Here is a 24,116-nt window from a genome sequence, read left to right as displayed (position 1 = left end):
CTGGAGCAACCCCGCAGGCCGGGGTCCCACGCCGGACGACGCCCGGGTCTCCCCCGCACGACGCCACGTCCCGCCGGAGAGCGGTGGGAGGCTGCGGGAGTGACCGATGCACTCGCCGTCGCGAACGAGTTGTGCGGGCCACCGGCCGATGCGGAGCGAGCGGGCGGACAGATCCCGCGTCGCTCCGGTCTCTACGCCTGGTGGGCTCGGGCGGCGACGCTGCCCGGGGTGTCCGGCCCGGCTCATCCGGGCGTCGAAGGGCTGGAGCTGCTATACATCGGCTTGGCTCGGGACCTGCGTGCCAGAGTGGTCGGCAACCACTTCCGAGGCCCGACCGGTTCCTCCACCCTGCGCCGTGTCCTGGTCGCGCTGCTGATGCCGTCCGAGGGTTACACCACCCGGTGGACGACGGACCGCGTCGTCCCGGTCGACGCTGACGAGGCGCGGCTGTCCGAGTGGATGCGCACACACCTGCAGGTGACGTGGGCGGTGCACCCGGAACCGAAGGCGGTGGAGGCGGCCGTCATCGCCGAGTCGGCCCCGCCGCTCAACCAGCGGGACAACAAGGCCCACCCGTCGTACGAGATGATCAGAGCGGCGCGGGCGGCCTACCGCGCCTCCGCCGGCCCTCACCCGTAGCCCACCCGCTGGACGGCGTCGGGACTCCGCCCGCAGCGACCGTTCAGGGCGACGGTGGTGGCACCTCTTTCACCTCGCGACCGGACATCACGAACCGTCGTCGACAGTGCGGGCAGGTCAGGAGAGGTCCGTCAGGGTGGCCGCGGCGCCGCTCCACGACCTTCAGGTGGGCGGCGTCGTGCGGGCAGACGACGAAGTCCATGGGATGACGCCAACCGCCCGGCCCGCCCGCTCACCGCCCGTAGCAGCCGGTCGGCTCAGCCCAGGTCGACGCGCAGGTCCAGCTCGGCCGACGGGGTGTCCGGGTCGTCGTCGTCCACGACGGCCAGCAGACGCACCACGCCGTCCTCGATGCCGCGCAGCGCCAGGCCCTCGACCTTCTGCACATGGCCGTCCACCTCGGGGATGGGCACGACCTCCCGCACCGTGTCACCGTCCAGCAGCGCGATCGCGGTGGCGACCACCGGCCCGTCGTCGACCGCGCTCGGGGTGTCCTCGGCGGCGGCGCTCAGCAGCACCCGGCCGTCGGGCAGCGCGACCGCGTCGGTGACCGCCAGGCCCACGCCCTCGACCTCGCCCAGCTCGTACTCGCGGGGCCGGTCCACCGGGACGGCGGCGGGCTCGGCCCGGCCCAGGACGGCGGCGACCAGGTCGTGCAGCGGCACGTCGACGCTCGCCGAGCGGACGCCGGCGGAGAGGTTGCCCCGGTTGAACCACCGGACCACGTCCCCGTGCCAGCTCGCGCCTTCGAGGTTCACGTGGTCCATCGGCAGCCCCAGGCGCTCGGCCACGCGCTGGTACACCGGGGTCAGCTCGGCGGAGCGCACCACCGGCTGCCGGTCCTCGAGCCGCACGAGGACCGCGTGCATCCGCCGGGGCGTGGACCCCGAGCCCAGCAGGAGCACGGCGGGCTCCCCGTCCAACTCCGCGGGGCAGGCGACCTCCAGGTCGGGCTTGAGGTGCTTGGTGCCGTCGGACTCGCGGAAGGTGTGCAGCCCCTCGACGGGTGGGAGCACCGGCACCGCCAGCACCTCGCCGGGACGGCGCCAGGCGGCGATCGTCGAGTCGTCCGGCACCACGAGCCAGCCGTCCCCGAGCGGGGCCACGCCCGAGGCCGCGGTCACCGGGGTGCCGTCGGCGAAGCTCAGCGTCCGGGCGGCGTCCACGAAGACCTGCATCGCTGGGGTGTGCCCCGGGTGACGGCGGGTCACGCGCCCGCTCAGTAGTAGCCGGTCCGCCCGTCGAGCATCTCCCGGAGCAGGTCGAGGTGCCCCACGTGCCGGGCCACCTCCTCGACCATGTGCCCGAGGATCCAGCGCAGGGACAGCGCGTCGGCTCCGTACTGCCCGTTCCGGCCGCGGTCATCCAGCGACGCCGCCGCCACGATCCCGTTCGACACCGCGCACTGGCGGGCGTACTCGTCCAGCAGCCGCGCCAGCGGCACCCCCTCGACGCGGAAGTCGGCGTCCCCTTCCTGGCCGAACTGGGGGTTGGGTGCGGCGGGCCGATCGAGGAACAGCACCTCGAACCAGCAGTGTTCGACCCAGCGCAGGTGGGAGACCAGGCCGGCCACCGTCATCAGCGGCGAGGTCGGCAGGAGGGCGCGGTGGGCGTCGTCCTCGCCCAGGCCCTCGCACTTGTGGTGCACCAGCGAACGCTGCAGGTCCAGCCAGCCCCCGAGCTGAGCCCGCTCGTCCGCGGCCCCGGGCGGTCGGACACGCGGAGGCGGGTGCACGGGGCCGGACGCTAGCGCCCCGCCCCCGGAGCTGTCAGCCGGGTTCCGCTCCGGTCAGGTCCAGAGGACGGCGATGAAGACGTTCAGGATCGCCAGCGCCCCGGTGGAGTGGAAGAACGGCAGCGGCGACTTCGGAGCGGCCCGGCCGGCGTCGGCGGCCTGCTGCTTGCGCGCGGCCAGGAACACCGTGACCACGGCCAGCACCGTGACGACGAGCTTGACACCGATCTTGGCGTGGTCGACGGGGAGGTCGTCGGCCTCGCGGATGCCGACCAGCGCCAGGCCGCTCACCAGCTGGGTGAGCGCACCGATCGTCATCAGCGTCGTGTCGAACCCGGCCTTGCGGCTCACCTGGAACAGGAACGGCCCGATGATCAGGGAGAGGCCGAGGATGTGGACGACGACGAGGAGAAGACGAACGAGCTCCATGCCCCGGAGGCTACTGAGGCGGCGGGAGTGCACCCCGTCACAGAACCTGGTCGGGCCGTTCACCCAGCCGGGTGGCGTCGCCCCGGTGCCCCTCTCGCCCGGCGGGGCACCGGCCGATGGGAGGGCATGACCTCCGGCGCCACCCCGACCACGACCTGGCTGCCGGCCGCCATGGTGCGCGCCGCCGTCGTCCACTCCCCCGCCGCCGCACCTGCCCGTGGCCGGCACCGCGCCTCGGAGTTCGAGGCCCCGGCGCGGGTGCCCGACGAGGAGCAGCTGCTCCGCCCGGGCCGGCACGCCGAGCCCGAGGAGGAGGACTCACTCGCCTGGCTCGGCTTCGCGCTGCGCCGGGACTGACCCGACGGGGGCTCAGCGCCCGGCGAGCACCTCGGTCAGCACGGGCACGAGCGCCACGAACGCCTGCCCCCGGTGGCTGCGGGCGTCCTTCTCGGCGGGCTCCAGCTCGGCGGAGGTGAGCTCCAGGCGTTCCGGGACGAACACCGGGTCGTAGCCGAAGCCGTTGCTCCCCCGCTTCTCGCGGATCACCCGCCCGCGCCACTCCCGCTCCAGCACCCGCTCGGCGCCGTCGGGGGTGACCAGCGCCGCCGCGCAGACGAACGCCGCTCCTCGCCGCTCGTCCGGCACGTCGGCGAGCTGCCCGAGCAGCAGCGCAGTGTTGGCGTCGTCGTCACCGTGCTGGCCCGACCAGCGCGCCGACAGCACGCCGGGCATGCCGTTCAGCGCGTCCACCGCGAGCCCGGAGTCGTCGGCCACCGCCGGCAGACCGGTGTAGCGGACCGCCTCGCGCGCCTTGAGCAGGGCGTTCTCGGCGAAGGTCGCCCCGGTCTCGGGTGCTTCGGGGTACTCCTGGACGTCGCGCAGCCCGACCACCTCGACGCCGGGCACCGCGCTCGCGAGCAGCCGCTGCAGCTCGGCGAGCTTGCCGGCGTTGCGGGTGGCCAGCAGCAGCCGGGTGCTCATCGGACCACCGGCTCCAGTGACAGCGCCGTGGCCTGCAGGCGGGTGAGCTCGGCGCAGCCGGCGACCGCCAGGTCGAGCAGCGCGTCCAGCGCCGCACGGTCGAAGACCGCGCCCTCCGCCGTCCCCTGCACCTCGACGAACCCGCCGTCGCCGGTGCAGACCACGTTCATGTCGGTACCGGCCCGCACGTCCTCCTCGTAGGCGAGGTCCAGCCGGGGCTCGCCGTCGATGATCCCGACGCTGACCGCGGCGACCGACTGGACGATCGCCGTCGGCCGGGCCAGCCGCTTCCGCGCGCCGAGCCAGGAGACGGCGTCGGCCAGCGCGACGTAGGCGCCGGTGATGGCCGCGGTGCGGGTGCCGCCGTCGGCCTGCAGGACGTCGCAGTCGATGGCGATGCTGTTCTCCCCCAGCGCGCCGAGGTCGACGGCGGCGCGCAGCGAACGGCCGATCAGCCGGCTGATCTCGTGGGTGCGACCACCGATCTTCCCCTTCACCGACTCGCGGTCGCTGCGGGTGTGCGTGGCGCGCGGCAGCATCGAGTACTCGGCGGTCACCCACCCCAGTCCCGAGCCCTTGCGCCACCGCGGAACGCCCTCGGTGACGCTGGCCGCGCAGAGGACGCGGGTGCGGCCGAACTCGACGAGGACAGAGCCCTCGGCGTGATCCAGCCAGTTGCGGGTGATCGTCACCGGGCGGAGCTGCTCGGCCGTACGGCCGTCGGGGCGGGTCACGGCCACCGACAGTAGTGCCCCGTGCAGGACCACCACGGCGCATGCCCGGAGCGGTGTCCCGTTAGCGTCGGCGGGCATGGCGGCGACCTCCCTGACCGATCCGCGGCGGGAGCGCTGGGAGCGCTCCACCGACTGGATCCTCACCGCGGCCGCGCTGCTGTTCCTGGCCGCCTACGCCTGGCCGGTCCTCGAACCCGACCTCGCGCCGCCGTGGCCCACCGTCTGCCGCTGGGTCACCTGGCTGAGCTGGCTGTGGTTCGCCGTCGACTACGGGATCCGCCTCGCCCTGTCGGAGCACCGCCGGCGGTTCGTCCGGACCCACCTGTTCGACCTCGCCGTCATCGTCCTCCCGCTGCTGCGGCCGCTGCGGTTGCTCCGCCTGGTCACCCTGCTCCACGCGCTGAACCGGCACGCCGGGCACTCGCTGCGCGGCCGCGTCGCGGTGTTCGTCGTGGGCGCCACGGCCCTGCTCATGTTCGTCGCCGCCCTGGCCGTGCTCGACGCCGAGCGGAACCACCCGGAGGCGAACATCGACGGCTTCGGCGAGGCGCTGTGGTGGGCCTTCGCGACCGTGACCACGGTCGGGTACGGCGACCGCTACCCCGTGACCGCCGAGGGGCGGGTGGTCGCCGCCGGTCTCATGCTCACCGGTATCGCCCTGCTCGGGGTGATCACCGCGACGTTCGCGTCCTGGCTGGTCGAGCGCGTGCAGCAGGTGGGCGAGGAGTCCGAAGCGGTGACGCGACGCGACCTGCAGGCGCTCACCGAGGAGGTCGCCCGGCTGCGGTCGCTCCTGTCGGCGGATCCCCGCGGCGACGGATCCGACGCCGCCCCGGGGACCCGCGGTACCCGTCCACCGCACACCGGGCCGGCGGACCGGGCAGGATCGTCGCCATGAGATCGGAGTTGCGTGCCGTCCGGACCGGGGGCGCCCCCGTCGTCGTCGACCTCACCGACGACTGCGCCGACTTCGTGCGGTCCGAGGACGACGGCCTGCTGCACGTCTTCGTCCCGCACGCCACCGCCGGCCTGGCGATCCTGGAGACCGGCTCGGGCAGTGACGACGACCTGCTGGCCCAGCTGGAGGAGCTGCTCCCCCGCGACGACCGCTGGCGCCACCGGCACGGCAGCCCGGGGCACGGGCGCGACCACGTGCTGCCGGCGTTCGTCCCGCCGCACGCCAGCGTGCCGGTCCTCGAGGGGCGGTTGATGCTGGGCACCTGGCAGCGGATCTGCCTGGTGGACACCAACACCGACAACCCCCAGCGGCAGGTGCGCTTCTCCTTCCTGCCCGGGTGAGCCCCGCCGCCCCCTTGCAGGGCCGCCCCCGGGACACGGCAGGATGCGCGGCATGAGCGAGACCGACGCCGCCCCCGTCCGCCTCACCCCCGGCGACCCGGCGCCGGACTTCACGTTGCCCGACGCCGACGGGAACCCGGTGTCGCTCTCCTCCTACCGCGGCCGGCGCGTGATCGTGTACTGCTACCCGGCGGCGCTGACCCCCGGCTGCACCACCCAGGCCGTCGACTTCACCGCCGCCGCCGGCGACCTCGCCGAGGCCGGGCTCGAGATCATCGGGATCTCGCCCGACCCGGTGGAGAAGCTCGCCCGCTTCCGCGAGAAGGAGGACCTGGACATCACGCTGGTGTCCGACCCGGACAAGCAGGTGATGCAGGCCTACGGCGCCTACGGCACCAAGAAGCTGTACGGCAAGGAGGTCGTCGGCGTGATCCGCTCGACGTTCGTGATCGACGCCGAGGGCCGGATCGAGCGCGCGTCCTACAACGTCAAGGCCACCGGGCACGTCGCCAAGCTGCGCCGCGACCTCGGCCTCGACTGAACGACGACCAACCCGCCACTCGCAGGCCGGCGGCGGGGCCCTGCGGGGCGGCCGTGCCCGGGACGTCGCTCTACGCGCGCCACGTCCCCGGCCGGGGCTGGCACTCGGGCGGGCAGGGATAGCCGGGATCCCAGGGGAAGACGCCCCCCTCGTGGGCCCAGGTGAGCTGGTGGGCGGGCACCGAGAACTCGTCCGGCCGCTGGTAGAAGCGATTGGCCGAGAACAGCACGTCGGCCGGGTTGGGCAGCGTCTCGACGGCGAGCCGGCGCTCCCGGTCGAGGACGAGGAGCTCGCCCGGCACCAGGTCCCGCCCGGCGAGGACCAGGCCGGCCACGGTGTTCAGCATGGCGCAGGCGGTCCCGTGGCCCACCCCCACGACGACGAGTTCGGGATGGCCCACCCCGAACAGGCCGACGGTGTAGCCGAACGGCGGTTCGTCGGACTCCTCGCCGCGCATGACGTACTGCACGGCGACGCGGTGGGCCCGGATCGTCTGCGCCATCCGGCTGTCCTCCTGGTCGAGCCAGGCCAGCGTCTGCGGATCGGTCGTCATGCGACAGAGAGTGCGGCTCACCACCGACAACCAGGGCGCGGCCGGCTCGGGCTGTGGACGGGCGGCGCGCCTGGGGACGACCGCCGCTCAGCGGTCGTCGAGGCCGAAGACGCTCGTGATCAGCGCGTCGAGCACCGTCGTCGCCGCCTTGAGGTCGGGCGCGCGCGCCGCCAGCACGTCGGAGTAGAGGAAGGACTCCCCGAGCCGGACCACGGCGAGCGCGAGCAGCGGAACGGCGATCTGCGGCTCGAGCCCGTGCTCGTCGACGTCGTGCTGGAACAGTTCGGTGTAGGCCTCGACCACCCGCGGCTGGACCCGGCCCTGCGGATCGGTGAGCACCCGGATCGCCGTCGCCGGCTCCTCGTCGAGGAGGCGGCGGATCGGGAGGGCGGTGCTGAGGGCGTAGCGGAAGTCCTCGCTGACGGCCAGCGAGCGCAGCCGGGTGGGCGCCCCGGAGGGAGCCGGGCGGGCGTCGTGCTCGCGCTCGATCGCCCGCAGGGTCCGCAGGCCGAGGAAGGCCAGGGCCTCACCGAGGATCGCGTCCCGGTTGCCGGCCCGGCGGAACAGCGTCGCGCGGGAGATGCCCAGCTCCACGGCGAGGGCGCCGGTGTCCAGCCGGCGGCCGCTCATCAGCGTCCGCGCCGCGTGGCGGACGATCTCCTCGGGGACGCCGCTCACAGCAGTGAGCCTAGGCCAGGAGGGGCGGGCCCCGACGTCGTCGGAACCCGCCCCGCCGGCCTAGGGGGTGCTCACATCGGGCAGGTGGACCGGTAGTCCGAGATGCTGCCGAAGATCGACACCGTCGGGCCGGGGCACAGGAACTGGGTGTACCGGGTGTCGGCGTCGACGTACCGCTTCAGCCAGGCGATCGAGCTGGACGCGATGTCGGCGTTGGGGCTGTTCGGCGCGAAGTGGCTCGCGTTGTTCAGCTCCAGGTAGGCCCGCTCGGAGGCGTTGGTCAGGCTGTTGTAGAACGGGATCGAGTGGTTGCTGACGGGCGCGACGCTGTCGTTCTCCGCGCCGATGACCAGGGTGGGCGTGCGGACCTCGGGCCAGGTCTTGTCGACGTTCCAGCCGGTCAGCGGGATCGCCGCGCGCAGCGCGGGCCGGTCCTTGGCCGCCTCGAGCGAGCCGCCACCACCCATGGAGTGCCCCATCACCGCCAGCCGGGAGGCGTCGACCCGCGACCGGACGGCGCTGGAACCGGTGAGGTAGTCCAGCGCGGCCAGCAACTGGTCACCGCGGGAGGCCGGCTGGTCGTAGCGGGAGTTGGTGTTGAACGTGATGACGACGAAGCCCTGCGAGGCGATCCGCGGGCCCAGCCAGGCGATCGTCGACTCCGACGCGGTGTACCCGGGCGAGATCGCCACCCCGCCGAACGTGCCCGCCGACGTCGTCGTCGGGTAGTAGATGGTCGCCGAGCCGAAGCCCGGGGTCGACCAGTCCGACACCGACGTCGTCGAGACGGCGAACGGACCGCGCTCGGCGGTGATGCTGGCCTGGGTGGGGGCGGGGCCCCGCCACCAGGCGGGGTCGGCGGAGGCGGGGACCGACGTGGCGACGACCGTCGCCAGCGTGAGGGCGAGCGCCGCGGAGGCGCGCGCCAACAGGCGTGGAATGGGCACGGTGGACCTTTCGGAAGGAGTGTCGCGACCGACGGTCGCGACGACCGAGGAGGACGTACGCCGGCGCACCGGGCCCGGTTGTGATGCACATCACCGCCGACGTGGCGTCAAGGTAGCGTCACGCTCTGCAGGTGCGCAACACTTTCGGCAAGTGTTTCAGAACTGCCTGGTCCAGGGCCCGTCGGCCGCCTCCGTGGGGGCCGCCCACGCCTCCCTCCGGCAGGCGTCCGGGGCCGGGACCGGCCGATCCGCCCCCTCCCGGACCTCCGGCCTGCCCTCGACCCGGACACGCGAACGGCCGGCCCCCGGAGGGGCCGGCCGTCCGACGTGCCAGGTGCTCAGCCGCGGTCGTCCCGCAGCTGCTGCCGCAGTTGGCGCTCGACGACCAGCGCCTCCTGGTAGTTCTCCTTCGCGTCGGCCTTCTCGATGTAGCCGGCCCGCAGGTTGGCGTGGTCGACCGCCAGCACGCCGTTGATGTACTCACCCTTGCGCGGGTACAGCGCCGTGAGCTGCTCGAGCGTGAACGGCTGGTGGGTGCCGAACAGGCGGCAGAAGCTCGCGCCGTTGTTGTAGCCCGCGTTCAGCGCGGTGGGCACCGCCACCTGGGAGAGCTGGATGCCGCCCTGCGCCAGCCCCAGCTCGTTGCGCACCTTGTTGCCCTCGTCGTCGAACTCCAGGTACGGCGCCGACGGAGGTGCGATCCCCTTCTCGGCCCAGCGCGCGAGGTGCGCGTAGGCGGCCGCCGTCACGTGGTGCATCGGCACCCGGCTGAACGGCGGGAGGTCGCAGTCGTACTGCGGTGCGCCACCGAGGTCGCGCTCGGAGAGCGGGGCGCGGTACTCCTGCCCCTGCCAGCCCGAGTGGGCCGCGCCCGCGACTTCCCAGCGCCGGAACACCTCGTCGTCGGGACGCCGGGCCGCCGCCGCGGCGGCCGTCACGTCGGTCTCGGACTGCACCTGGAACACCGGCTCGTCCCCGGCCCGGCTCGGTGCCGTCCCGACGATGATCGCGTAACCGTCGAACACCGGCTCGACCTTCGGCAGGACGTGGTCGTAGTAGGCGCTCTGGTACCGGGTGGACTGCGATGCACCGATGGAGAGCAGCGTCTCGATGTCCAGGCCACCCATCGGGTCGACACCGGTCGGGGCGACGAGCGCCTTGGCCGCCTGCGCGTAGATGTCCATCGCCAGCTGGTCGAGGGCGTACTCACCCCCCGCCGTGACGTCCAGCGAGCCGTACCGGGTCGGGCTCCACTCCCGCAGCTGGTCGACGCCGACCTGCTGGGCGGAGACCCCGATCCAGGCGTCACCGTCGCGGGTCACGTCCTCGAAGTTCCACAGCGCATCGAGGTCGTAGCCCGCCGTGACGTTCTGCCACTCGACCAGGGCGGTGCCGCTGAAGTGCCGGGGGTTCACCGGCCGGCGGACGACGATCCGCGTGGTGTAGGGGACGTCCTCCTCCAGCAGCGTGCCCGGGGCGATGTCCGGGGTGCGGGGGCTGGCGTAGGCATCGGCGAGGCCGGAGACGAGGAACTCCTCCTCGACGTACCCGACGCCGGCGAGATCCTGGTACGTCGCGAAGAACGGGTAGGTCTCCGCCAGGTCGTCGGAGAGCGGGCTGCCACCGAGATCGCTGGGCAGCGGCCCGGTGACCTCGGCGTCGCGGATCGGCACGCGGACGTCGTCCGCAGCTCCGGCCGGGAGGGCCGGGGCCAGCAGTGCCAGGGCCACACCCAGGGCGACGGTGGTGCCGCCGGCCCGGGCGCTCAGGGGCGTGGGAACGGGCAAGGGAACTCCTTCTGCTGCCCCTGGGCACCCCGACGGGCACCCTCGAGGAGCAGCGGTCAGATGGGGAGCGAACGAGTTCCAGGCCCAGAACCATGACGCCGATCACATGGCGTCCCCTGCAAGCTAGCCCGACGGAAGACCGCTCGACAACGGTTGCTGCAACAAATCCTCGCCTTGTTGCGGAGCCTGCCGCCGCACGGGCCGGAGCCGCCCGGCGCCCGTCACCCGTCGTCCCCGGCTTCCCGCCGGAGGCGGGCCCGTCGCTTGCCCTCGTGCATCGCCTGCACACGGGCGACCGGGATGGTGTGCCCCTCGGCGACCAGGTCGGCCGGCAGCCGCTGGGGATCGGGCAGCAGGGCCGCCCAGTCGGGGAGCCCCGCCGCCCCGGAGGCGACGGTGGGCTCCCCCGGGCGGATGGACCCCAGGTCGTTCCAGTCGACCGGGGCGGACACCGGCAGACCCCGCCGCACCCGCGGGCTGTAGGCGGCGGCGACCGTGCCCGTGCCCGAGCGGGTGGAGTCCACGAAGACCCGCCCCTGCCGCTCATCCTTGAGGAACGCCGTCGTGGCGATCCCCGGGTCCAGCTGCGCCGTGCGCTGCGCGAGCGCCCGGGTCGCCGCGGCGACGTCCTCGACCGGAGCGCCGCGCACGGGCACCACGACGTGCAGGCCGGTGGCGCCGCTGGTCTTCACCGCGCCGGCCAGGCCGGCCTCCTCGAGCGCCCGCCGGGCCAGCCGGGCGACCGCCACGACGGTGGAGAACTCCACCCCGTCGGGCGGGTCCAGGTCCAGCACGAGGCCGGTGGGCTCGCGCGACCCGGCCCGCAGGAACGGGACGTGGAACTCGACCGCGCGCTGGTTGGCCAGCCACATCAGGGTGCGCCGGTCCTCGCAGAGCACCTGGTGCACCTCGCGGTGCGCCGACTCGGCCCAGACGGGCACGGTGCGCACCCACGCGGGGGCGCCCTTGCTCACGTTCCGCTGCATGAACGGCGCCTGGCCCGGCCGCACCCGCACCACCGAGAGGGGCCGGCCGGCCAGTAGCGGGACCAGCCGGTCGGCGACGGCGTCGAGGTGGTCGACCAGCGCGCGCTTCGAGACCCCCAGCCCGTCACCGAGCGGCGAGTCGAGGCTGCTCAGCGGCACGCCGTCCCGCTCGTCCATGGGGTCACCGTTCCGCGATCGCGGCCATCCGGCAACCGGCCCTCGTGCGGGGGCCCGCCGCGAGCCTGCGAGCGGTGGGGGCAGGAGGGCGGTTCCTCAGATCTCGTAGGTGGCGCCGGGGCTGACCAGCTCGGTCTCGGAGAACACCGAGCTGGCCGCGAACAGCTGGCCGATGTGGTCGACCCAGGCGGGCACGTGGGTGAGCAGCAGCCGGCCCACCCCCGCGGCCGCCGCGTGCTGGGCTGCCTGCCGCCCGGTGAGGTGCAGACCGGGCGGCTGGTCGGGGGCGTTGTCCGGATGCGCCGCCTCGGCGAGCAGGACGTCGGCCCCGCGGGCGAGCTCCACCAGCCGGTCGCTGGGGCCGGTGTCGCCGGTGTAGACCATCGACCGGCCACCCGCGGTCAGCCGGATGGCGTAGGTCTCGACCGGGTGGGCCGTGCGGGCCAGCTCCACCTCGAAGGGCCCGATGCGGAGGGCGCCCGGGCCCACGGGGACGAAGTCGAAGACGTCGGTCAACCCGTCGCCGTCGCCGTCGTAGGCCAGCGCCAGCCGGCGCTCGGCACCCACCGGCGCGTACAGCGGCACGAGCGCTCCCCGGGACCGGCCGGAGTAGCGGTGCCAGACGACGAACGGGGCGACGTCCAGGCAGTGGTCGGCGTGCAGGTGCGACAGGAAGACCGCGTCCACGGCGCCCGGGTCCACGACCCGTTGCAGCGCACCGAACGCGCCGTTGCCGAGATCGAGCACGAGCTGGAAGCCGTCGTGCTCCACGAGGTAGCAGGACGCGGGCGAGTCGGGACCGGGGCCGCTGCCGCAGCACCCCACGACGGTCAGCTTCACGCGACCCCCGCCCGTCCGGCGCCGAGCACGGCCCCGATCTCCGGCCCGAGGAAGCGGCGGCCGAGCCGGGCGAACGGCTCGGGGTCGCCCGTGGCCAGGAAGGCGTGCTCCGGCGCGGGCGCGTCGGGGTCGCGCAGCAGATCGGTTCGGGTGAGCACCCGGTAGACGTCCTTGGCGGTCTCCTCGGCACTGGAGACCAGCGTGACCCCGTCGCCGAGCACGACCGAGAGCACGCCGGTGAGCAGCGGGTAGTGGGTGCACCCGAGGACGACGGTGTCCACGCCGGCCGCCATGAGCGGATCCAGGTAGGACTGCGCGAGCCCGAGCAGCTGCCGGCCGCTGGTGATCCCGCGCTCGACGAAGTCGACGAAGCTGGGGCAGGCCGCAGAGGTGACCGACACGTGCGGGGCCGCGGCGAACGCGTCGTCGTAGGCGCCGCTGGTGACGGTGGCCTGGGTGCCGATGACGCCGATGCGGCCGTTGCGGGTGGCCGCGATCGCCCGGCGGACCGCGGGGAGGACCACCTCGACCACCGGGACGTCGTAGCGCTCCCGGGCGTCCCGCAGCGACGCGGCGCTGGCGGAGTTGCAGGCGACGACGAGCATCTTGACGCCGCTGTCGACGAGTTCGTCCATGACCGCCAGGGAGTGCCGGCGCACCTCGGCGATCGGGAGCGGGCCGTAGGGCCCGTTCGCGGTGTCCCCGATGTAGCGGACCGCCTCGTTCGGCAGCTGGTCGAGCACCGCCCGGGCGACGGTGAGCCCACCGACCCCCGAGTCGAAGATGCCGATCGGCGCGTCGGCTGCTGGCTGCGTCCCCATGTCGCCGGTCAGGCTAGCCGCCCGCCTCGCCGCTCGCCCCGACGGCGGCGGTGACGGTGGTCGCAGCGCGGATCAGCTCGGCGTTGCCCGGGGCCGGCGAGCCGTCGGGCAGCTCGAGCACGTCTTCCAGACCGATGCGGGTGTCCAGCCCGCGGCGGGCCGCCAGCCGCAGCGCCGGCCAGGCGCTGCTCCCCTCCCCGTGCAGCAGCACCGGCGCCCGGTCGCCGACGGCCGTCAGCAGGCGCCCGGCCGCCGTCCCGGTGCCCGCCTCGTCCAGCCCGTCAGGCAGCTCCAACAGCACGCGCAGGCAGCGGTCGCGGTGCGGCGAGGCGGCCCACGCGGCCGCACCGGCGAGGTGCCAGAGCCCGGCCTCCACCCCGATGCCACGGTCGAGCAGCGCCGCCGCGACGCCGTCCGCGCCGTCCTCGTGCCAATTCAGGGAAGCGAAGTCCGGCACCACCGCCCAGCCGCGGATCGCCGCGATCCGGTCGGCGGGGTCGGGCGCCGCCCAGGCCCCCGTGGTGACCCCCACGGGGATGCCCGGGGCGGCCGCCCGCACCGCGTCGACGACGGCGGCCACGTCGCCCGGTCGGAGCGAGTCCGCGCCGGCGTCGTCCTTGGGGTGGACGTGGACGGCGCCGGCGCCGGACGCCACGACGAGCGCGGCGTCCCGGGCCACGGCCGCCGGTGTCACCGGCAGCGCAGGGTGCTCCCCGGGCCGGCGGGACCCGTTGAGGCAGGCCTGGAGGAGCACGCGCCGCACCCTGCCAGACACCACCGACCGAGGTCACGCGCGGGAACGGCCACCCGTCAGCGACCAGCGGGCCGAGCGGGACCGCCTCAGGCCCAGAGCTGGCCCTCCAGCGCGGAGGCCGCCTCCTCGAGCGTGCCGGCGTAGGCGCCGGTGGAGAGGTACTTCCAGCCGCCGTCGCAGACGACGAACACGATGTCGGCCCGGCGGCCCGCCGCGACCTCCTTGTCGGCGATGCCCAGCGCCGCGTGCAGGATCGCGCCGGTCGAGATCCCGGCGAAGATGCCCTCGCGCTCCACCAGCTGGCGGGTGCGGTGGATCGCGTCGTCGGGGCCCACGGAGAACCGTGAGTCCAGCAGCGAGGCGTCGTAGAGCTCGGGGATGAAGCCCTCGTCGATGTTGCGCAGGCCGTAGACCAGCTCGCCGTAGCGGGGCTCGGCGGCGATCACCTGCACCCCGGGCTTGTGCTCGCGGAAGTACCGGGAGCAGCCCATGAGCGTGCCGGTCGTCCCCAGGCCGGCGACGAAGTGGGTGATCGACGGCAGGTCGGCCAGGATCTCCGGGGCGGTGCCCTCGTAGTGCGCGTGTGCGTTCGCGGGGTTGCCGTACTGGTAAAGCATCACCCAGTCGTCGTGCTGGGCGGCCAGCTCCTTGGCGACGGCGACGGCCTGGTTCGAGCCACCGGCCGCGGGCGAGGAGATGATCTGCGCCCCGTACATCTCCAGCAGCTGCCGGCGCTCCACCGAGGTGTTCTCCGGCATCACGCAGATCAGCTTGTAGCCGCGCTGCCGGGCCACCATGGCCAGCGAGATCCCGGTGTTGCCGCTCGTGGGCTCCAGGATGGTCGAACCGGGCTTCAGCAGCCCGTCCTTCTCGGCCGCCTCGATCATCTTGATCGCCGCGCGGTCCTTGATGGAGCCCGTGGGGTTGTGGTCCTCGAGCTTGGCCCACAACCGGACGTCGGGCGTCGGCGAGAGGTTCGGCAGCCCCACCAGCGGGGTGCCGCCGAGGGAGTCGACGAGGGAGGCGAAGCGGGCCATAGGGATGCTCTTCCGGGGAGACGGGCGGGGGCGGAGCGGGGACCGCTCAGCAGCCGCCCGCGACCGCCGGGAGGATCGTCACCGAGTCGCCGTCCTTCACCTGGGTGTCCAGGGCGCCGGTGAAGCGCACGTCCTCGTCGTTGACGTAGACGTTGACGAAACGGTGCAGCTTGCCCTCCTCGGTGACGAGGCGGTTCTTCAGGCCCGAGTGCTTGCTGTCGAGGTCGTCGATCAGCGCGCCGAGGGTGTCCCCGCTGCCCTCGACGGTCTTGTTGCCGCCGGTGTGGGTGCGCAGGATGGTCGGGATACGGACCTCGATGGCCATGGCGTGCTTCTCCTCGGGGACGTCGATGCGTGGGGGCGCTGCACAGGGCAGCGGTCGTGCGTCTGGCGGGTCAACGCCCGGCCGCCGCGCGGGATTCCGGCCCCGTTCAGGGACCCGCGCCGAGCCTGCGAGGCGCGGGGGGAACGGGGTGTTTCTTCAGTCGTAGACGACGGTCGTCGGCGAGTGCCCGAACAGGTAGGACTCGACGATCTCGACCTCCTCCTCCGACACCTCCCCGTCGACGATGCGGTAGCTGCGGAACTCGACCTCGTCACCGGCCAGGCCGGTCTGCGGGCCGTGGTGGCGCGTGGACACCAGCACGTAGTGGGTGCGCGGATCGGCGGCGGGACCGGAGGCGTACCCGATGTCGGTGCGCGAGGGGTAGGCCTCGGTGGCGGTGTGCGAGTGGTAGACGACGACCGGCCACTCGTCGCGGTCGTCCAGGTCGCGGTACAGCGCGAGCAGGTCGGCGCTGTCGAACTCGTAGAACGTCGGCGACCGTGCGGCGTTGAGCATGGGCACGAAGCGCTCGGGGCGCTCGGTCCCCTCCGGACCGGCGACGACACCGCAGGCCTCGTCCGGATGGTCCTTCCGGGCGTGGGCCACGATGGCGTCGTAGGTCGCGCGGTCGATGCGCAGCACGGGGCCAGTCTAGGCGGGCCCGCCGCGCCGCTCCCCCATCGCCCCCGGTCGCACGGACGGGCGGCCGTCGGGAGACGCTCCCGGACCGATACGGTCGGCGTCGTGTGGGTCCCGTCGCTCCTGACCGCCGGCGTCGTGCTGCTGGCCCTTCCGGCGCTCCTCCTGGGGCTACGGGGGCTGTTCCGGCACCGTGGCTACAGCGCGGTCCATCCGGGCGACCGGGCTCCCGTGGTGGTGATCGTCGTCGTGCGCGCCGTGCTCCTGCTGCTGCTGCTCGCCGCCTCGGCCCTGGTACTGGTGTCCACGATCGGCGCGATGCTCGCCGACGTCGAGCTGCACCGCATGGTCTACGTGCTCTTCGTGCTCGACCTGCTGCTCGCCGCCCTGGTGCTGCTCACCTTCGGCCGGCGCGATCGGCGACGAGCGCGTCCACGAGCGACCCCTGCAGCGCGGTGAGCCAGTAGTAGACGGCGAGCTGGTGGTCGGCCTCGTCCACGATCTCGTCCGGCGGCTCGGTGTCCTCACCGACGTCGATCCGGGTGCCGAGCGCCAGCCGGAGGTCGTTGCTCGTGCGCAGCCAGGCACCGGCCTGGTCGGCGTCCAGGCGCACCTCTCCCCCGTCGGCCGGCAGGGTGGCGCGCACGGTGGCCAGGTCGTCGGCCTTGCCGCCGCGCAGCGCCTGCTCGGTGAGCCCCCGGTAGTCCTCGGCCAGCGCGGGGTCGGTGCGGTGCCCGGCGGGGAACAGCCGGGCCATCACCGGATCGCCGCTGCTGTCGGCCCGATCGGCGGCCAGGAGCTGCTCGAGCTGGTCGAGCAGCAGCCCGACGATGCCGGCCTCGGCCCGGTCGAGCCGGGCGACCAGCCACCCGCCCCGGGCACGGAACGGCTTCACGAGTCCCTCTGGTAGCTGGCCCACAGCCCGTAGGCGTGCAGCCGGCTGGTGTCGTGCTCCATCCGCTCGCGCGGGCCGGAGCTGACGATCGCCTTCCCCTCGTGGTGCACCTGCAGCATCAGCGAGGTCGCCGTCGGCTCGTCGTAGCCGAAGAGCTCCTGCAGCACGAAGGTCACGTAGGTCATCAGGTTCACCGGGTCGTTCCAGACGATGGTGACCCACGGCCGGTCGAGGTCGCCGCGTTCCTCGTCGGTCGTCTCGGGCGTCCGAGTCGGGGCGAGCGGTGCGGCCACGCATCCAGCTTAGGACGTCGCCCGGCCCCGCGGACCCGGCGCCGCCTACGCTGCGGAGCCATGCCGACGGCCCCCGCGCTGCTCACCGACCGCTACGAGCTGACGATGCTGGCCGCGGCGCTCGCCGACGGCACCGCCGAGCGGGACTGCGTGTTCGAGGTGTTCGCCCGCCGGCTGCCCCACGGCCGTCGCTACGGGGTGCTCGCGGGCACCGGCCGGCTGCTCGAGGCGCTGCCCGGTTTCTGGTTCGGCGACGAGGAGCTCGCGACCCTGCGTGCCCAGGGGCTGACCGACCAGCGGCTGCTGGACTGGCTGGCCGACTTCCGGTTCCGCGGGGACATCGACGGCTACGCGGAGGGAGAGCTGTTCTTCCCCGGGTCGCCGGTGCTCACCGTGCGCGCACCGTTCGGCGAAGGCGTCCTGCTGGAGACCCTGGCGCTGTCCATCCTCAACCACGACTCGGCGATCGCCTCGGCGGCCGCCCGCATGGTGGCAGCGGCGTGCGAGCGACCCTGCATCGAGATGGGCTCCCGCCGTACCCACGAGCGAGCCGCGGTGGCCGCGGCGCGCGCGGCCCACCTGGTCGGCTTCGCGTCCAGCTCGAACCTGGAGGCCGGCCGGAGCTACGGCGTCCCCACCACCGGCACCAGCGCCCACGCGTTCACGCTGCTGCACGACGACGAGCGGGCGGCCTTCCGTGCCCAGGTGGAGACGCTGGGGGTGGGCACGACGCTGCTCGTCGACACCTACGACGTCGAGCAGGGCATCCGGACGGCGATCGAGGTGGCCGGCCCGGAGCTGGGCGCCATCCGGCTGGACTCCGGCGACCTGCCCACGCTCGCCACCCGCGCCCGCCAGCTGCTCGACGAGCTCGGCGCGACCCGCACCCGGGTGATCGTCACCAGCGATCTCGACGAGTACGCGATCGCGGGGCTGATGGCCGCACCCGTCGACGGCTACGGGGTCGGGACCTCGCTGGTGACCGGCTCGGGGGCGCCGACGGCCGGCATGGTCTACAAGCTCGTCGAGCGCGACGGCGTCCCGGTCGCGAAGCGGTCGGAGGGCAAGAACTCGATCGGCGGGCGCAAGCACGCCGTCCGGCGGCACGACGCCGACGGCACCGCGGTCGCCGAGGTGGTCAGCAGCGCACCGGTCGGGCCGCGCGACGGCGACCGCGACCTCGTGGTCCCGCTGGTGCGCGGCGGCGCGCTCTGCGCCGACGTCTCCCCCGCCGAGGCGCTGCGGCTCGCCCGCGAGCACCACGCGCGCGTGCGGGAGGCGCTGCCCGCCGAGGCATGGGCGCTCTCACGCGGGGAACCGGTCCTGGAGACGGTTCCCGCTTGACCCGGGAGGAGCAGCCCATGACCCGCGCGCTGATCGTGGTCGACGTGCAGAACGACTTCTGCGAGGGCGGCAGCCTCGCGGTGGCCGGTGGCGCCGCCGTGGCGGCCGGCGTCACCGAGCACCTGCGGACGGCGGGCGCCGGGTACGCCCACGTCGTCGCCACCCGCGACCACCACATCGACCCCGGCGACCACTTCGCCGAGCACCCGGACTTCCTCGAGAGCTGGCCGCCGCACTGCGTGGTCGGTACCGACGGTGTCGAGCTGCACCCGGCGCTGGACCGCCAGCCGCTCGAAGCGGTCTTCGACAAGGGCGAGTACGCCGCCGCCTACTCCGGCTTCGAGGGCGCGGCCCACGGCGTCGGGCTGGCCGACTGGCTGCGCGAGCGAGGGGTCGACGCCGTCGACGTCGTCGGCATCGCCACCGACCACTGCGTCCGCGCCACCGCCCTCGACGCCGTGGCGGCCGGGTTCGCCACCCGCGTGCTGCTGCCGCTCACCGCCGGGGTCTCCGAGGCGACGACCGACGCTGCGCTGGACCAGCTGCGCACGGCCGGCGTCGAGCTGGCCGGAGAGCTCGGACCCAACGCGTGAGCGAGGTCAGGCGCCCTCACCGTCCGTGCTGACCGCGACCACCTCGTCGGGCGCGTAGACCTCCACGCCCACCCCGTCGCGCCGGACGTGCACCTGTCCCATCGCGTCCCGGGAGATCACCACAGTGCCGATCGGCTGGTCCGGCGCGTCCTCCGGTTCCCGGATGCGCACCAGGGACCCGACGGGAAGCTGCTCGTCCACCGGGTCATGATGCCGGGCGCCCCGACGCTCGGCCGGGCTGACGCCCGCGTCGTCCCGCAGTACGGCGTCCTGGCTCGCCGTACCGCGTCCTGGCTCACCGTATGGGGTCCTGGCTCACGACCGACGCTGAGCCAGGACCCCTGATGATCAGGTCACCTGATCATCAGGGCGCCGCGTCGAGGACCTCGTCGCGGGTGAAGCCGAGCACCTGCAGCACCGCGTCGAGGTAGGGCTGGTTGAGCGCCGTGTGCGCCTGCTCGCGCACGAAGGGCTTCGCGTTGAAGGCGATGCCCAGGCCCGCGGTGTTGAGCATGTCCAGGTCGTTCGCGCCGTCGCCGACCGCGACCGTCTGGTCCAGCGGGATGCCGTACTCCTCGGCGAAGCGCATCAGGGCCCGGGCCTTCCCCGGCCGGTCGACGATGTCCCCGACCAGCCCACCGGTGAGGCGGCCGTCGCGGACCTCCAGGGTGTTGGCGGCGGCGAAGTCGAGCCCGAGGCTCTCCGCCAACGGGTCGGTGATCTGCGTGAACCCGCCGCTGACGATGCCGCAGCGGAAGCCGAGACGCTGGAGCGTGCGGATGAGGGTGCGCGCGCCGGGTGTGAGCACCAGGTGCTCGCGCACCTCGTCGAGCACCTCCTCGGGCAGGCCGGCCAGCACGGCGACCCGCGCCCGCAGCGACTCGGCGAAGTCCAGCTCGCCGTTCATGGCCGCGGCGGTGATGCGGGCGACCTCCGCCGCCCGCCCGGCGCGCGCCGCCAGCTCGTCGATCACCTCGCCGCGCACCAGGGTCGAGTCGACGTCCAGCACGATCAGCCGCTTGCTGCGCCGGGCGATCCCGACCTGCTCGACGGCGATGTCGGCACCTGTCGACGCCGCCACCGAGGCGAGCGCGGTGCGCAGCGCCGTGGCCTCCGCCCCGGAGACGGTGAGCTCGAAGCTGGTGACCGGGTGGTCGGAGAGCCGGCGGATCGCGTCGATGTTCCCGCCGATGCCCGCGACGGCCCGCGCGGCGCCGGCCACGGCCTCGGGTGGCACCGGCCGCCCGAGCACGATGACGTGGTGCGGGCGCCCCTGCACGAGGGGCGCGTCGGGCCCGCTGGCCGACTCCACCGCCACGTGCACGCCCACGGCGGTCTCGACCTCACCCGCCACCCGCCGGAGGTGGCCGAGCAGCTCCGCCTCGCCCACCTCCGGTCGCCGATCGCCGGCGAGGGCACCGACCACGACGCCGAGCACCAGGTGGCCGTGCACGACGACCTGCTCGACGTCGAGGACCTCCACCTCCGGGCGCCCGTCCCCGTCCGAGGCCAGTGCGGCGAAGAGGTGGGCGGTCACCCCCGGCCGGTCCGCCCCGGTGACCGTGAGCAGCGCCCGCGCCGCGGTGGGGTCGGGCTCGGGCAGCTGGCGGGGCGTCGGGTCGAGCGGCACGCGGTCATCGTGCCGCACGTCCGCCCGGGGACCGCCCGGACCCCTGACCCGCCGGTCGCCGCGATGCGGGGCGGCCCGCCGCCCGGGTCTTCCACCCGTGGACGACGGACGCCCCGCCGGCCAGTGGCCGGCGGGGCGTCCGTGACGTTCTGGAACGGCCACCCTTCAGGGACCCGCGCCGAGCCTGCGAGGCGCGGGGGGAAGGGTGGTCCTTCATCAGGTCGGGTCGGGGTCCTTCGGGCCCTGGCGCGCACCGCCGGTACCACCCAGCTCGCTGACACCGGCGTAGGGCTCGTGCCGCTTGCCGACGTGGGCCTCGGCCTGCAGCCGCTCGACGAGGTGCGGGTAGTGGGCCTCGAACGCGGGCCGCTCCGAGCGGATCCGGGGGATCTCGACGAAGTTGTGCCGCGGCGGCGGGGAGGAGGTGGCCCACTCCAGGCTGTTGCCATGGCCCCACGGGTCGTCGCGCAGCGCGAGCTCGCCGTACTTCCAGGACTTGACCACGTTGTAGATGAACGGGAGCACCGAGGCGCCGAGGATGAAGGAGCCGATCGTCGAGACCGTGTTGAGCACGGTGAACGCGTCGGTCTCCAGGTAGTCCACGTACCGGCGCGGCATGCCCTCGTTGCCCAGCCAGTGCTGCACCAGGAACGTGGCGTGGAAGCCGATGAAGGTCAGCCAGAACTGCAGCTTGCCCAGCCGCTCGTCCATCATCCGGCCGCACATCTTCGGGAACCAGAAGTAGATGCCGGCGTAGGCCGCGAACACCACGGTGCCGAAGACCACGTAGTGGAAGTGGGCGACGACGAAGTAGCTGTCGTTGACGTGCCAGTCCAGCGGCGGGCTGGCCAGCAGCACACCGGTCAGACCACCGAGGAGGAAGGTGATCATGAAGCCGATCGAGAACAGCATCGGCGTCTCGAAGGTCATCTGACCCCGCCACATGGTGCCGATCCAGTTGAAGAACTTGATGCCGGTCGGCACGGCGATGAGGTAGGTCAGGAACGCGAAGAACGGCAGGAGCACCGCACCGGTCGCGTACATGTGGTGCGCCCACACCGCCAGCGACAGCGCGCCGATCGCGATGGTCGCGAAGACCATGCCCTTGTAGCCGAACAACGGCTTGCGGGCGAACACCGGGATGACCTCGGTGACGATGCCGAAGAACGGCAGCGCGATGATGTAGACCTCGGGGTGGCCGAAGAACCAGAACAGGTGCTGCCACAGCATCGGGCCACCGTTCTCGTCCGAGTAGATCAGCGCACCGAGGTTGCGGTCGGCCAGCATGCCCATGATCGCGGCGGTGAGGATCGGGAACGCCAGCAGGATGAGCAGGCTGGTGACCAGCGTGTTCCAGGTGAAGATCGGCATCCGGAACAGCGTCATGCCCGGGGCCCGCAGGCAGACGATCGTGGCGATGAAGTTGACGCCACCGAGGATCGTGCCCAGGCCGCTGACCGCCAAGCCGGCGAACCACATGTTCGCGCCCGCGCCCGGGGAGTTCACGACGTTCGACAGCGGTGCGTAGGCGTACCAGCCGAAGTCCGCCGCCCCACCGGGGGTGAGGAAGCCCCCCACCACGATCAGGCTGCCGAACAGGAACAGCCAGTAGGAGAAGGCGTTCATGCGCGGGAACGCGACGTCCGGCGCACCGATCTGCAGCGGCATGATCAGGTTCGCGAACGCGAAGAACAGCGGCGTCGCGAACATCAGCAGCATGATTGTGCCGTGCATCGTGACCAGCTGGTTGTACTGCTCGGGGGACAGGAACTGCAGCCCCGGCCGCCCCAGCTCACCACGCATCAGCAGCGCCATCAGGCCACCCAGCACGAAGAACGTGAACGAGGTGGCCATGTACATCAGGCCGATGGTCTTGTGGTCGGTGGTCCGCAGCAGGTTCGAGAGCCGCGAGCCCTTTTCGACCACGTGAGCCGGGCTGGGCCGGCTCACGATGGGCGCCGGTGCAATCGTCACGGCTGGCAGCTTAGACCGTGCGATACGGCGCCTCAGGTCGGGCGGGCAGGGCGCGCCGCGAGGATCATCCGGGCCGCCGGTAGGTGGCGACGTCGACCGAGATCGTGACCGGCACGGCGGCCGGCAAGCGCGCCAGCGAGGCCGCGAGAGCGGCGGCCGTGAGGTGCCGGGCGTGCGGCCCCATGCCCACCAGCGTCGCCACCGCGGGATGGTCCAGCACCAAGGTCTGGCGGTGGCGGTGCGCGTCCTCGCGCGCCAGGTGCGGCTCCAGCGTCGCGCTGAGCCGCTCGGCCTTTCCGGGGTCGACCCGGAGCAGGCCCAGCGGCCCGACGAGCTCGGCGAGGTGGTCGCGGCCGGGCGTCACCACGACCAGCCGCCCCTCCGCGCGCAGCACCCGGGCGATCTCGGGCCCGTTGCGCGGGGCGAAGACGACCAGCACCCGGTCCACCGCCGCGTCGCGCACCGGCAGCCGGGCCCAGGTGTCCCCGACCACGGCGACCGCGCGCGGATGGGCCTTCGCGGCACGGCGGGCGGCGTAGCGCGAGGCGTCGAGCACCACGCCGGTGGCGGACGGGAGGGCGTCGAGCAGGCGGGCCAGGTGGTGCCCGGTGCCACCGCCCAGGTCGAGCAGCGTCGCGGGCTCCCCCGGCCGGCGGACGGCTGCGGCCAGGGCCGCGGTCACGCCGTCGTAGTGGCCGGCGGAGAGGAACGCCACCCGGTCGGCCACCATCTCGGCCGAGTCGCCGGTCGGGGGACGGCGCCCCGGCGGCAGCAGCGTGAGGTGCCCCTGGCGCGCGCGGTCCACGCGGTGCCCTTCGGCGCAGCGCAGGCCCGAGCCGTCCGGCTCCGCGGTGAACGGCGCGGCGCACACGGGGCAGGCGAGCAGGGCGACCGCGCGGGGGTCGAGCGGTGCGGCGCTCACCGCCGCGGGGGCACCGCGTGGAAGATCACGTCCCGCAGCCGCCCGGCGTCGGCCACCGCGGTGACGAACGTCCCGTGCGGCTGGCGACGCCGGTCCGTGGGCGACCCCGGGTTCACCAGCCGCAGCCCGGTGGGCGCCGTGGTGTCCCAGGGGATGTGGCTGTGCCCGAACACCAGGACGTCGACGTCGGGGAAGCGCGCCGCGCACCGCGCCTCGCGCCCGGTGGCCTGCCCCGTCTCGTGCACGACGGCGAACCGGATGCCCTCGATCTCGGCGCGGGCGACCTCCGGCAGCCGCTCGCGCAGCGCCCCGTGGTCGTTGTTGCCGTGGACGGCGACCAAGCGGTGCGCCCGCCGATCCAGCTCGTCGAGGAGGGCGACGTCCACCCAGTCACCGGCGTGCACCACCACGTCGGCGGAGTCGATCGCCGACCACAGGCCGAGAGGTAGCTCACGCGCGCGCTTGGGGACGTGCGTATCTGCGGTGAACACCAGCGAAACAGGCACGACGACATCGTTGCAGGCCGCTACCTTCTCTCCCGGCCGGCGATCCGGCCCGTTCCG

The 24,116-nt window shown here is 73.7% G+C and carries 31 protein-coding genes; 8 read left to right on the top strand and 23 right to left on the bottom strand.

The window, feature by feature from the left end:
- Nucleotides 1-99 precede the first annotated feature (99 nt).
- Nucleotides 100-639 carry a GIY-YIG nuclease family protein gene (locus ACI79K_RS03315; RefSeq protein WP_456598963.1) on the top strand — a complete coding sequence of 180 codons (540 nt, stop codon included), beginning with the start codon at nt 100-102 and terminating at the stop codon, nt 637-639.
- Between the two features lie 257 nt (nt 640-896).
- Here the strand turns inward: ACI79K_RS03315 and ACI79K_RS03310 are convergent, their stop codons facing one another.
- From ACI79K_RS03310 to ACI79K_RS03300, 3 genes are read right to left on the bottom strand one after another with little or no spacing between them, the layout of a single operon-like run.
- Nucleotides 897-1,817: a DUF6910 family protein gene (locus ACI79K_RS03310; protein WP_456598962.1), complete on the bottom strand. Its 921-nt coding sequence runs from the start codon at nt 1,815-1,817 to the stop codon at nt 897-899.
- A gap of 41 nt (nt 1,818-1,858) precedes the next feature.
- On the bottom strand, nt 1,859-2,374 hold the full coding sequence (locus ACI79K_RS03305) for a DinB family protein (RefSeq protein ID WP_456598961.1): 516 nt from the start codon (nt 2,372-2,374) through the stop codon (nt 1,859-1,861).
- Nucleotides 2,375-2,428: 54 nt separating this feature from the next.
- Nucleotides 2,429-2,803 carry a hypothetical protein gene (locus ACI79K_RS03300; RefSeq protein WP_456587493.1) on the bottom strand — a complete coding sequence of 125 codons (375 nt, stop codon included), beginning with the start codon at nt 2,801-2,803 and terminating at the stop codon, nt 2,429-2,431.
- 126 nt (nt 2,804-2,929) lie between these two features.
- On the opposite strand from ACI79K_RS03300, the gene ACI79K_RS03295 reads away from it, so the two are divergent.
- Nucleotides 2,930-3,160, top strand: a complete 231-nt coding sequence (locus ACI79K_RS03295) for a hypothetical protein (protein ID WP_456598960.1) — start codon at nt 2,930-2,932, stop codon at nt 3,158-3,160.
- A 12-nt stretch (nt 3,161-3,172) separates the two neighbouring features.
- On the opposite strand, the gene rdgB is transcribed toward ACI79K_RS03295, so the two are convergent.
- Together rdgB and rph are read right to left on the bottom strand one after the other, a co-directional pair.
- A complete protein-coding gene (gene rdgB / locus ACI79K_RS03290; RefSeq protein ID WP_456598959.1) occupies nt 3,173-3,784 on the bottom strand; it encodes an RdgB/HAM1 family non-canonical purine NTP pyrophosphatase in 612 nt (203 codons plus the stop codon).
- A complete protein-coding gene (rph, locus tag ACI79K_RS03285) occupies nt 3,781-4,518 on the bottom strand; it encodes a ribonuclease PH (RefSeq protein ID WP_456587490.1) in 738 nt (245 codons plus the stop codon). Before rph ends, rdgB begins: the two co-directional genes overlap by 4 nt.
- A gap of 76 nt (nt 4,519-4,594) precedes the next feature.
- Here rph and ACI79K_RS03280 point away from each other — a divergent pair, with 76 nt between their 5' ends.
- The 3 genes from ACI79K_RS03280 to bcp are packed head-to-tail and all read left to right on the top strand — an operon-like array spanning nt 4,595 to nt 6,358.
- Nucleotides 4,595-5,416 (top strand): potassium channel family protein, encoded by an 822-nt coding sequence (locus ACI79K_RS03280; RefSeq protein WP_456598958.1) that lies wholly within the window; start codon nt 4,595-4,597, stop codon nt 5,414-5,416.
- The gene (locus ACI79K_RS03275; RefSeq protein ID WP_456587488.1) at nt 5,413-5,817 is read left to right on the top strand and encodes a YjbQ family protein; all 405 of its coding nucleotides are present in this window, start codon (nt 5,413-5,415) and stop codon (nt 5,815-5,817) included. The genes ACI79K_RS03280 and ACI79K_RS03275 overlap by 4 nt, the downstream gene beginning before the upstream one ends.
- 52 nt (nt 5,818-5,869) lie before the next feature.
- Entirely contained in the window at nt 5,870-6,358 is a 489-nt protein-coding gene (gene bcp / locus ACI79K_RS03270) for a thioredoxin-dependent thiol peroxidase (RefSeq protein WP_456587487.1), read from the top strand.
- A gap of 70 nt (nt 6,359-6,428) precedes the next feature.
- Here bcp and ACI79K_RS03265 read toward each other — a convergent pair whose 3' ends face one another.
- The 11 genes from ACI79K_RS03265 to ACI79K_RS03215 all read right to left on the bottom strand — a co-directional run bounded on the left by ACI79K_RS03265 (nt 6,429) and on the right by ACI79K_RS03215 (nt 15,905).
- Entirely contained in the window at nt 6,429-6,911 is a 483-nt protein-coding gene (locus ACI79K_RS03265; RefSeq protein WP_456587486.1) for a DUF4262 domain-containing protein, read from the bottom strand.
- Between the two features lie 87 nt (nt 6,912-6,998).
- Nucleotides 6,999-7,589, bottom strand: a complete 591-nt coding sequence (locus tag ACI79K_RS03260; RefSeq protein WP_456587485.1) for a QsdR family transcriptional regulator — start codon at nt 7,587-7,589, stop codon at nt 6,999-7,001.
- Nucleotides 7,590-7,660: 71 nt separating this feature from the next.
- Nucleotides 7,661-8,536 carry a poly(ethylene terephthalate) hydrolase family protein gene (locus ACI79K_RS03255; protein WP_456587484.1) on the bottom strand — a complete coding sequence of 292 codons (876 nt, stop codon included), beginning with the start codon at nt 8,534-8,536 and terminating at the stop codon, nt 7,661-7,663.
- A gap of 338 nt (nt 8,537-8,874) precedes the next feature.
- Nucleotides 8,875-10,323: an alpha/beta hydrolase domain-containing protein gene (locus ACI79K_RS03250; RefSeq protein ID WP_456598957.1), complete on the bottom strand. Its 1,449-nt coding sequence runs from the start codon at nt 10,321-10,323 to the stop codon at nt 8,875-8,877.
- A gap of 221 nt (nt 10,324-10,544) precedes the next feature.
- Nucleotides 10,545-11,486 carry a DNA polymerase domain-containing protein gene (locus ACI79K_RS03245; RefSeq protein ID WP_456598956.1) on the bottom strand — a complete coding sequence of 314 codons (942 nt, stop codon included), beginning with the start codon at nt 11,484-11,486 and terminating at the stop codon, nt 10,545-10,547.
- Between the two features lie 96 nt (nt 11,487-11,582).
- Entirely contained in the window at nt 11,583-12,326 is a 744-nt protein-coding gene (locus tag ACI79K_RS03240) for an MBL fold metallo-hydrolase (protein ID WP_456587481.1), read from the bottom strand.
- The gene (gene murI / locus ACI79K_RS03235) at nt 12,323-13,147 is read right to left on the bottom strand and encodes a glutamate racemase (protein ID WP_456587480.1); all 825 of its coding nucleotides are present in this window, start codon (nt 13,145-13,147) and stop codon (nt 12,323-12,325) included. Before murI ends, ACI79K_RS03240 begins: the two co-directional genes overlap by 4 nt.
- A gap of 13 nt (nt 13,148-13,160) precedes the next feature.
- Nucleotides 13,161-13,901, bottom strand: a complete 741-nt coding sequence (locus ACI79K_RS03230) for a 3-keto-5-aminohexanoate cleavage protein (protein ID WP_456596749.1) — start codon at nt 13,899-13,901, stop codon at nt 13,161-13,163.
- 86 nt (nt 13,902-13,987) lie between these two features.
- Nucleotides 13,988-14,938 carry a PLP-dependent cysteine synthase family protein gene (locus ACI79K_RS03225; RefSeq protein ID WP_456587478.1) on the bottom strand — a complete coding sequence of 317 codons (951 nt, stop codon included), beginning with the start codon at nt 14,936-14,938 and terminating at the stop codon, nt 13,988-13,990.
- Nucleotides 14,939-14,984: 46 nt separating this feature from the next.
- Nucleotides 14,985-15,263 (bottom strand): MoaD/ThiS family protein, encoded by a 279-nt coding sequence (locus ACI79K_RS03220; RefSeq protein WP_456587477.1) that lies wholly within the window; start codon nt 15,261-15,263, stop codon nt 14,985-14,987.
- Between the two features lie 156 nt (nt 15,264-15,419).
- Complete coding sequence (locus ACI79K_RS03215) at nt 15,420-15,905, bottom strand: Mov34/MPN/PAD-1 family protein (protein WP_456587476.1); 486 nt, start codon at nt 15,903-15,905, stop codon at nt 15,420-15,422.
- Between the two features lie 102 nt (nt 15,906-16,007).
- Here ACI79K_RS03215 and ACI79K_RS03210 point away from each other — a divergent pair, with 102 nt between their 5' ends.
- Nucleotides 16,008-16,361, top strand: a complete 354-nt coding sequence (locus ACI79K_RS03210; protein WP_456587475.1) for a hypothetical protein — start codon at nt 16,008-16,010, stop codon at nt 16,359-16,361.
- On the opposite strand, the gene ACI79K_RS03205 is transcribed toward ACI79K_RS03210, so the two are convergent.
- Both ACI79K_RS03205 and clpS read right to left on the bottom strand, forming a co-directional pair.
- Nucleotides 16,300-16,797, bottom strand: a complete 498-nt coding sequence (locus ACI79K_RS03205) for a DUF2017 family protein (protein ID WP_456587474.1) — start codon at nt 16,795-16,797, stop codon at nt 16,300-16,302. The genes ACI79K_RS03210 and ACI79K_RS03205 overlap by 62 nt on opposite strands.
- Nucleotides 16,794-17,090, bottom strand: coding sequence for an ATP-dependent Clp protease adapter ClpS (gene clpS / locus ACI79K_RS03200; RefSeq protein WP_456587473.1), 297 nt, complete (start codon nt 17,088-17,090; stop codon nt 16,794-16,796). The genes ACI79K_RS03205 and clpS overlap by 4 nt, the downstream gene beginning before the upstream one ends.
- A 60-nt stretch (nt 17,091-17,150) precedes the next feature.
- Between clpS and ACI79K_RS03195 the strand changes: the two genes are divergently transcribed.
- Both ACI79K_RS03195 and ACI79K_RS03190 read left to right on the top strand, forming a co-directional pair.
- Entirely contained in the window at nt 17,151-18,434 is a 1,284-nt protein-coding gene (locus tag ACI79K_RS03195; RefSeq protein ID WP_456598955.1) for a nicotinate phosphoribosyltransferase, read from the top strand.
- A 17-nt stretch (nt 18,435-18,451) separates the two neighbouring features.
- Entirely contained in the window at nt 18,452-19,027 is a 576-nt protein-coding gene (locus ACI79K_RS03190; RefSeq protein WP_456598954.1) for an isochorismatase family protein, read from the top strand.
- A 6-nt stretch (nt 19,028-19,033) separates the two neighbouring features.
- On the opposite strand, the gene ACI79K_RS03185 is transcribed toward ACI79K_RS03190, so the two are convergent.
- From ACI79K_RS03185 to ACI79K_RS03165, 5 genes are all read right to left on the bottom strand, one after another.
- Nucleotides 19,034-19,228, bottom strand: a complete 195-nt coding sequence (locus ACI79K_RS03185) for a hypothetical protein (protein WP_456587470.1) — start codon at nt 19,226-19,228, stop codon at nt 19,034-19,036.
- Between the two features lie 163 nt (nt 19,229-19,391).
- A complete protein-coding gene (gene serB / locus ACI79K_RS03180; RefSeq protein ID WP_456598953.1) occupies nt 19,392-20,657 on the bottom strand; it encodes a phosphoserine phosphatase SerB in 1,266 nt (421 codons plus the stop codon).
- 216 nt (nt 20,658-20,873) lie between these two features.
- The gene (ctaD, locus tag ACI79K_RS03175; RefSeq protein ID WP_456587468.1) at nt 20,874-22,631 is read right to left on the bottom strand and encodes an aa3-type cytochrome oxidase subunit I; all 1,758 of its coding nucleotides are present in this window, start codon (nt 22,629-22,631) and stop codon (nt 20,874-20,876) included.
- 64 nt (nt 22,632-22,695) lie between these two features.
- Nucleotides 22,696-23,553 carry a putative RNA methyltransferase gene (locus ACI79K_RS03170; protein WP_456587467.1) on the bottom strand — a complete coding sequence of 286 codons (858 nt, stop codon included), beginning with the start codon at nt 23,551-23,553 and terminating at the stop codon, nt 22,696-22,698.
- On the bottom strand, nt 23,550-24,059 hold the full coding sequence (locus tag ACI79K_RS03165) for a metallophosphoesterase family protein (protein ID WP_456598952.1): 510 nt from the start codon (nt 24,057-24,059) through the stop codon (nt 23,550-23,552). The genes ACI79K_RS03170 and ACI79K_RS03165 overlap by 4 nt, the downstream gene beginning before the upstream one ends.
- Nucleotides 24,060-24,116: the final 57 nt, after the last annotated feature.

Source organism: Blastococcus sp. SYSU DS0616 (assembly GCF_054051015.1).
The sequence above is the reverse complement of the archived record's forward strand: the minus strand, read 5'-3'. Positions and strand labels throughout refer to the sequence as shown.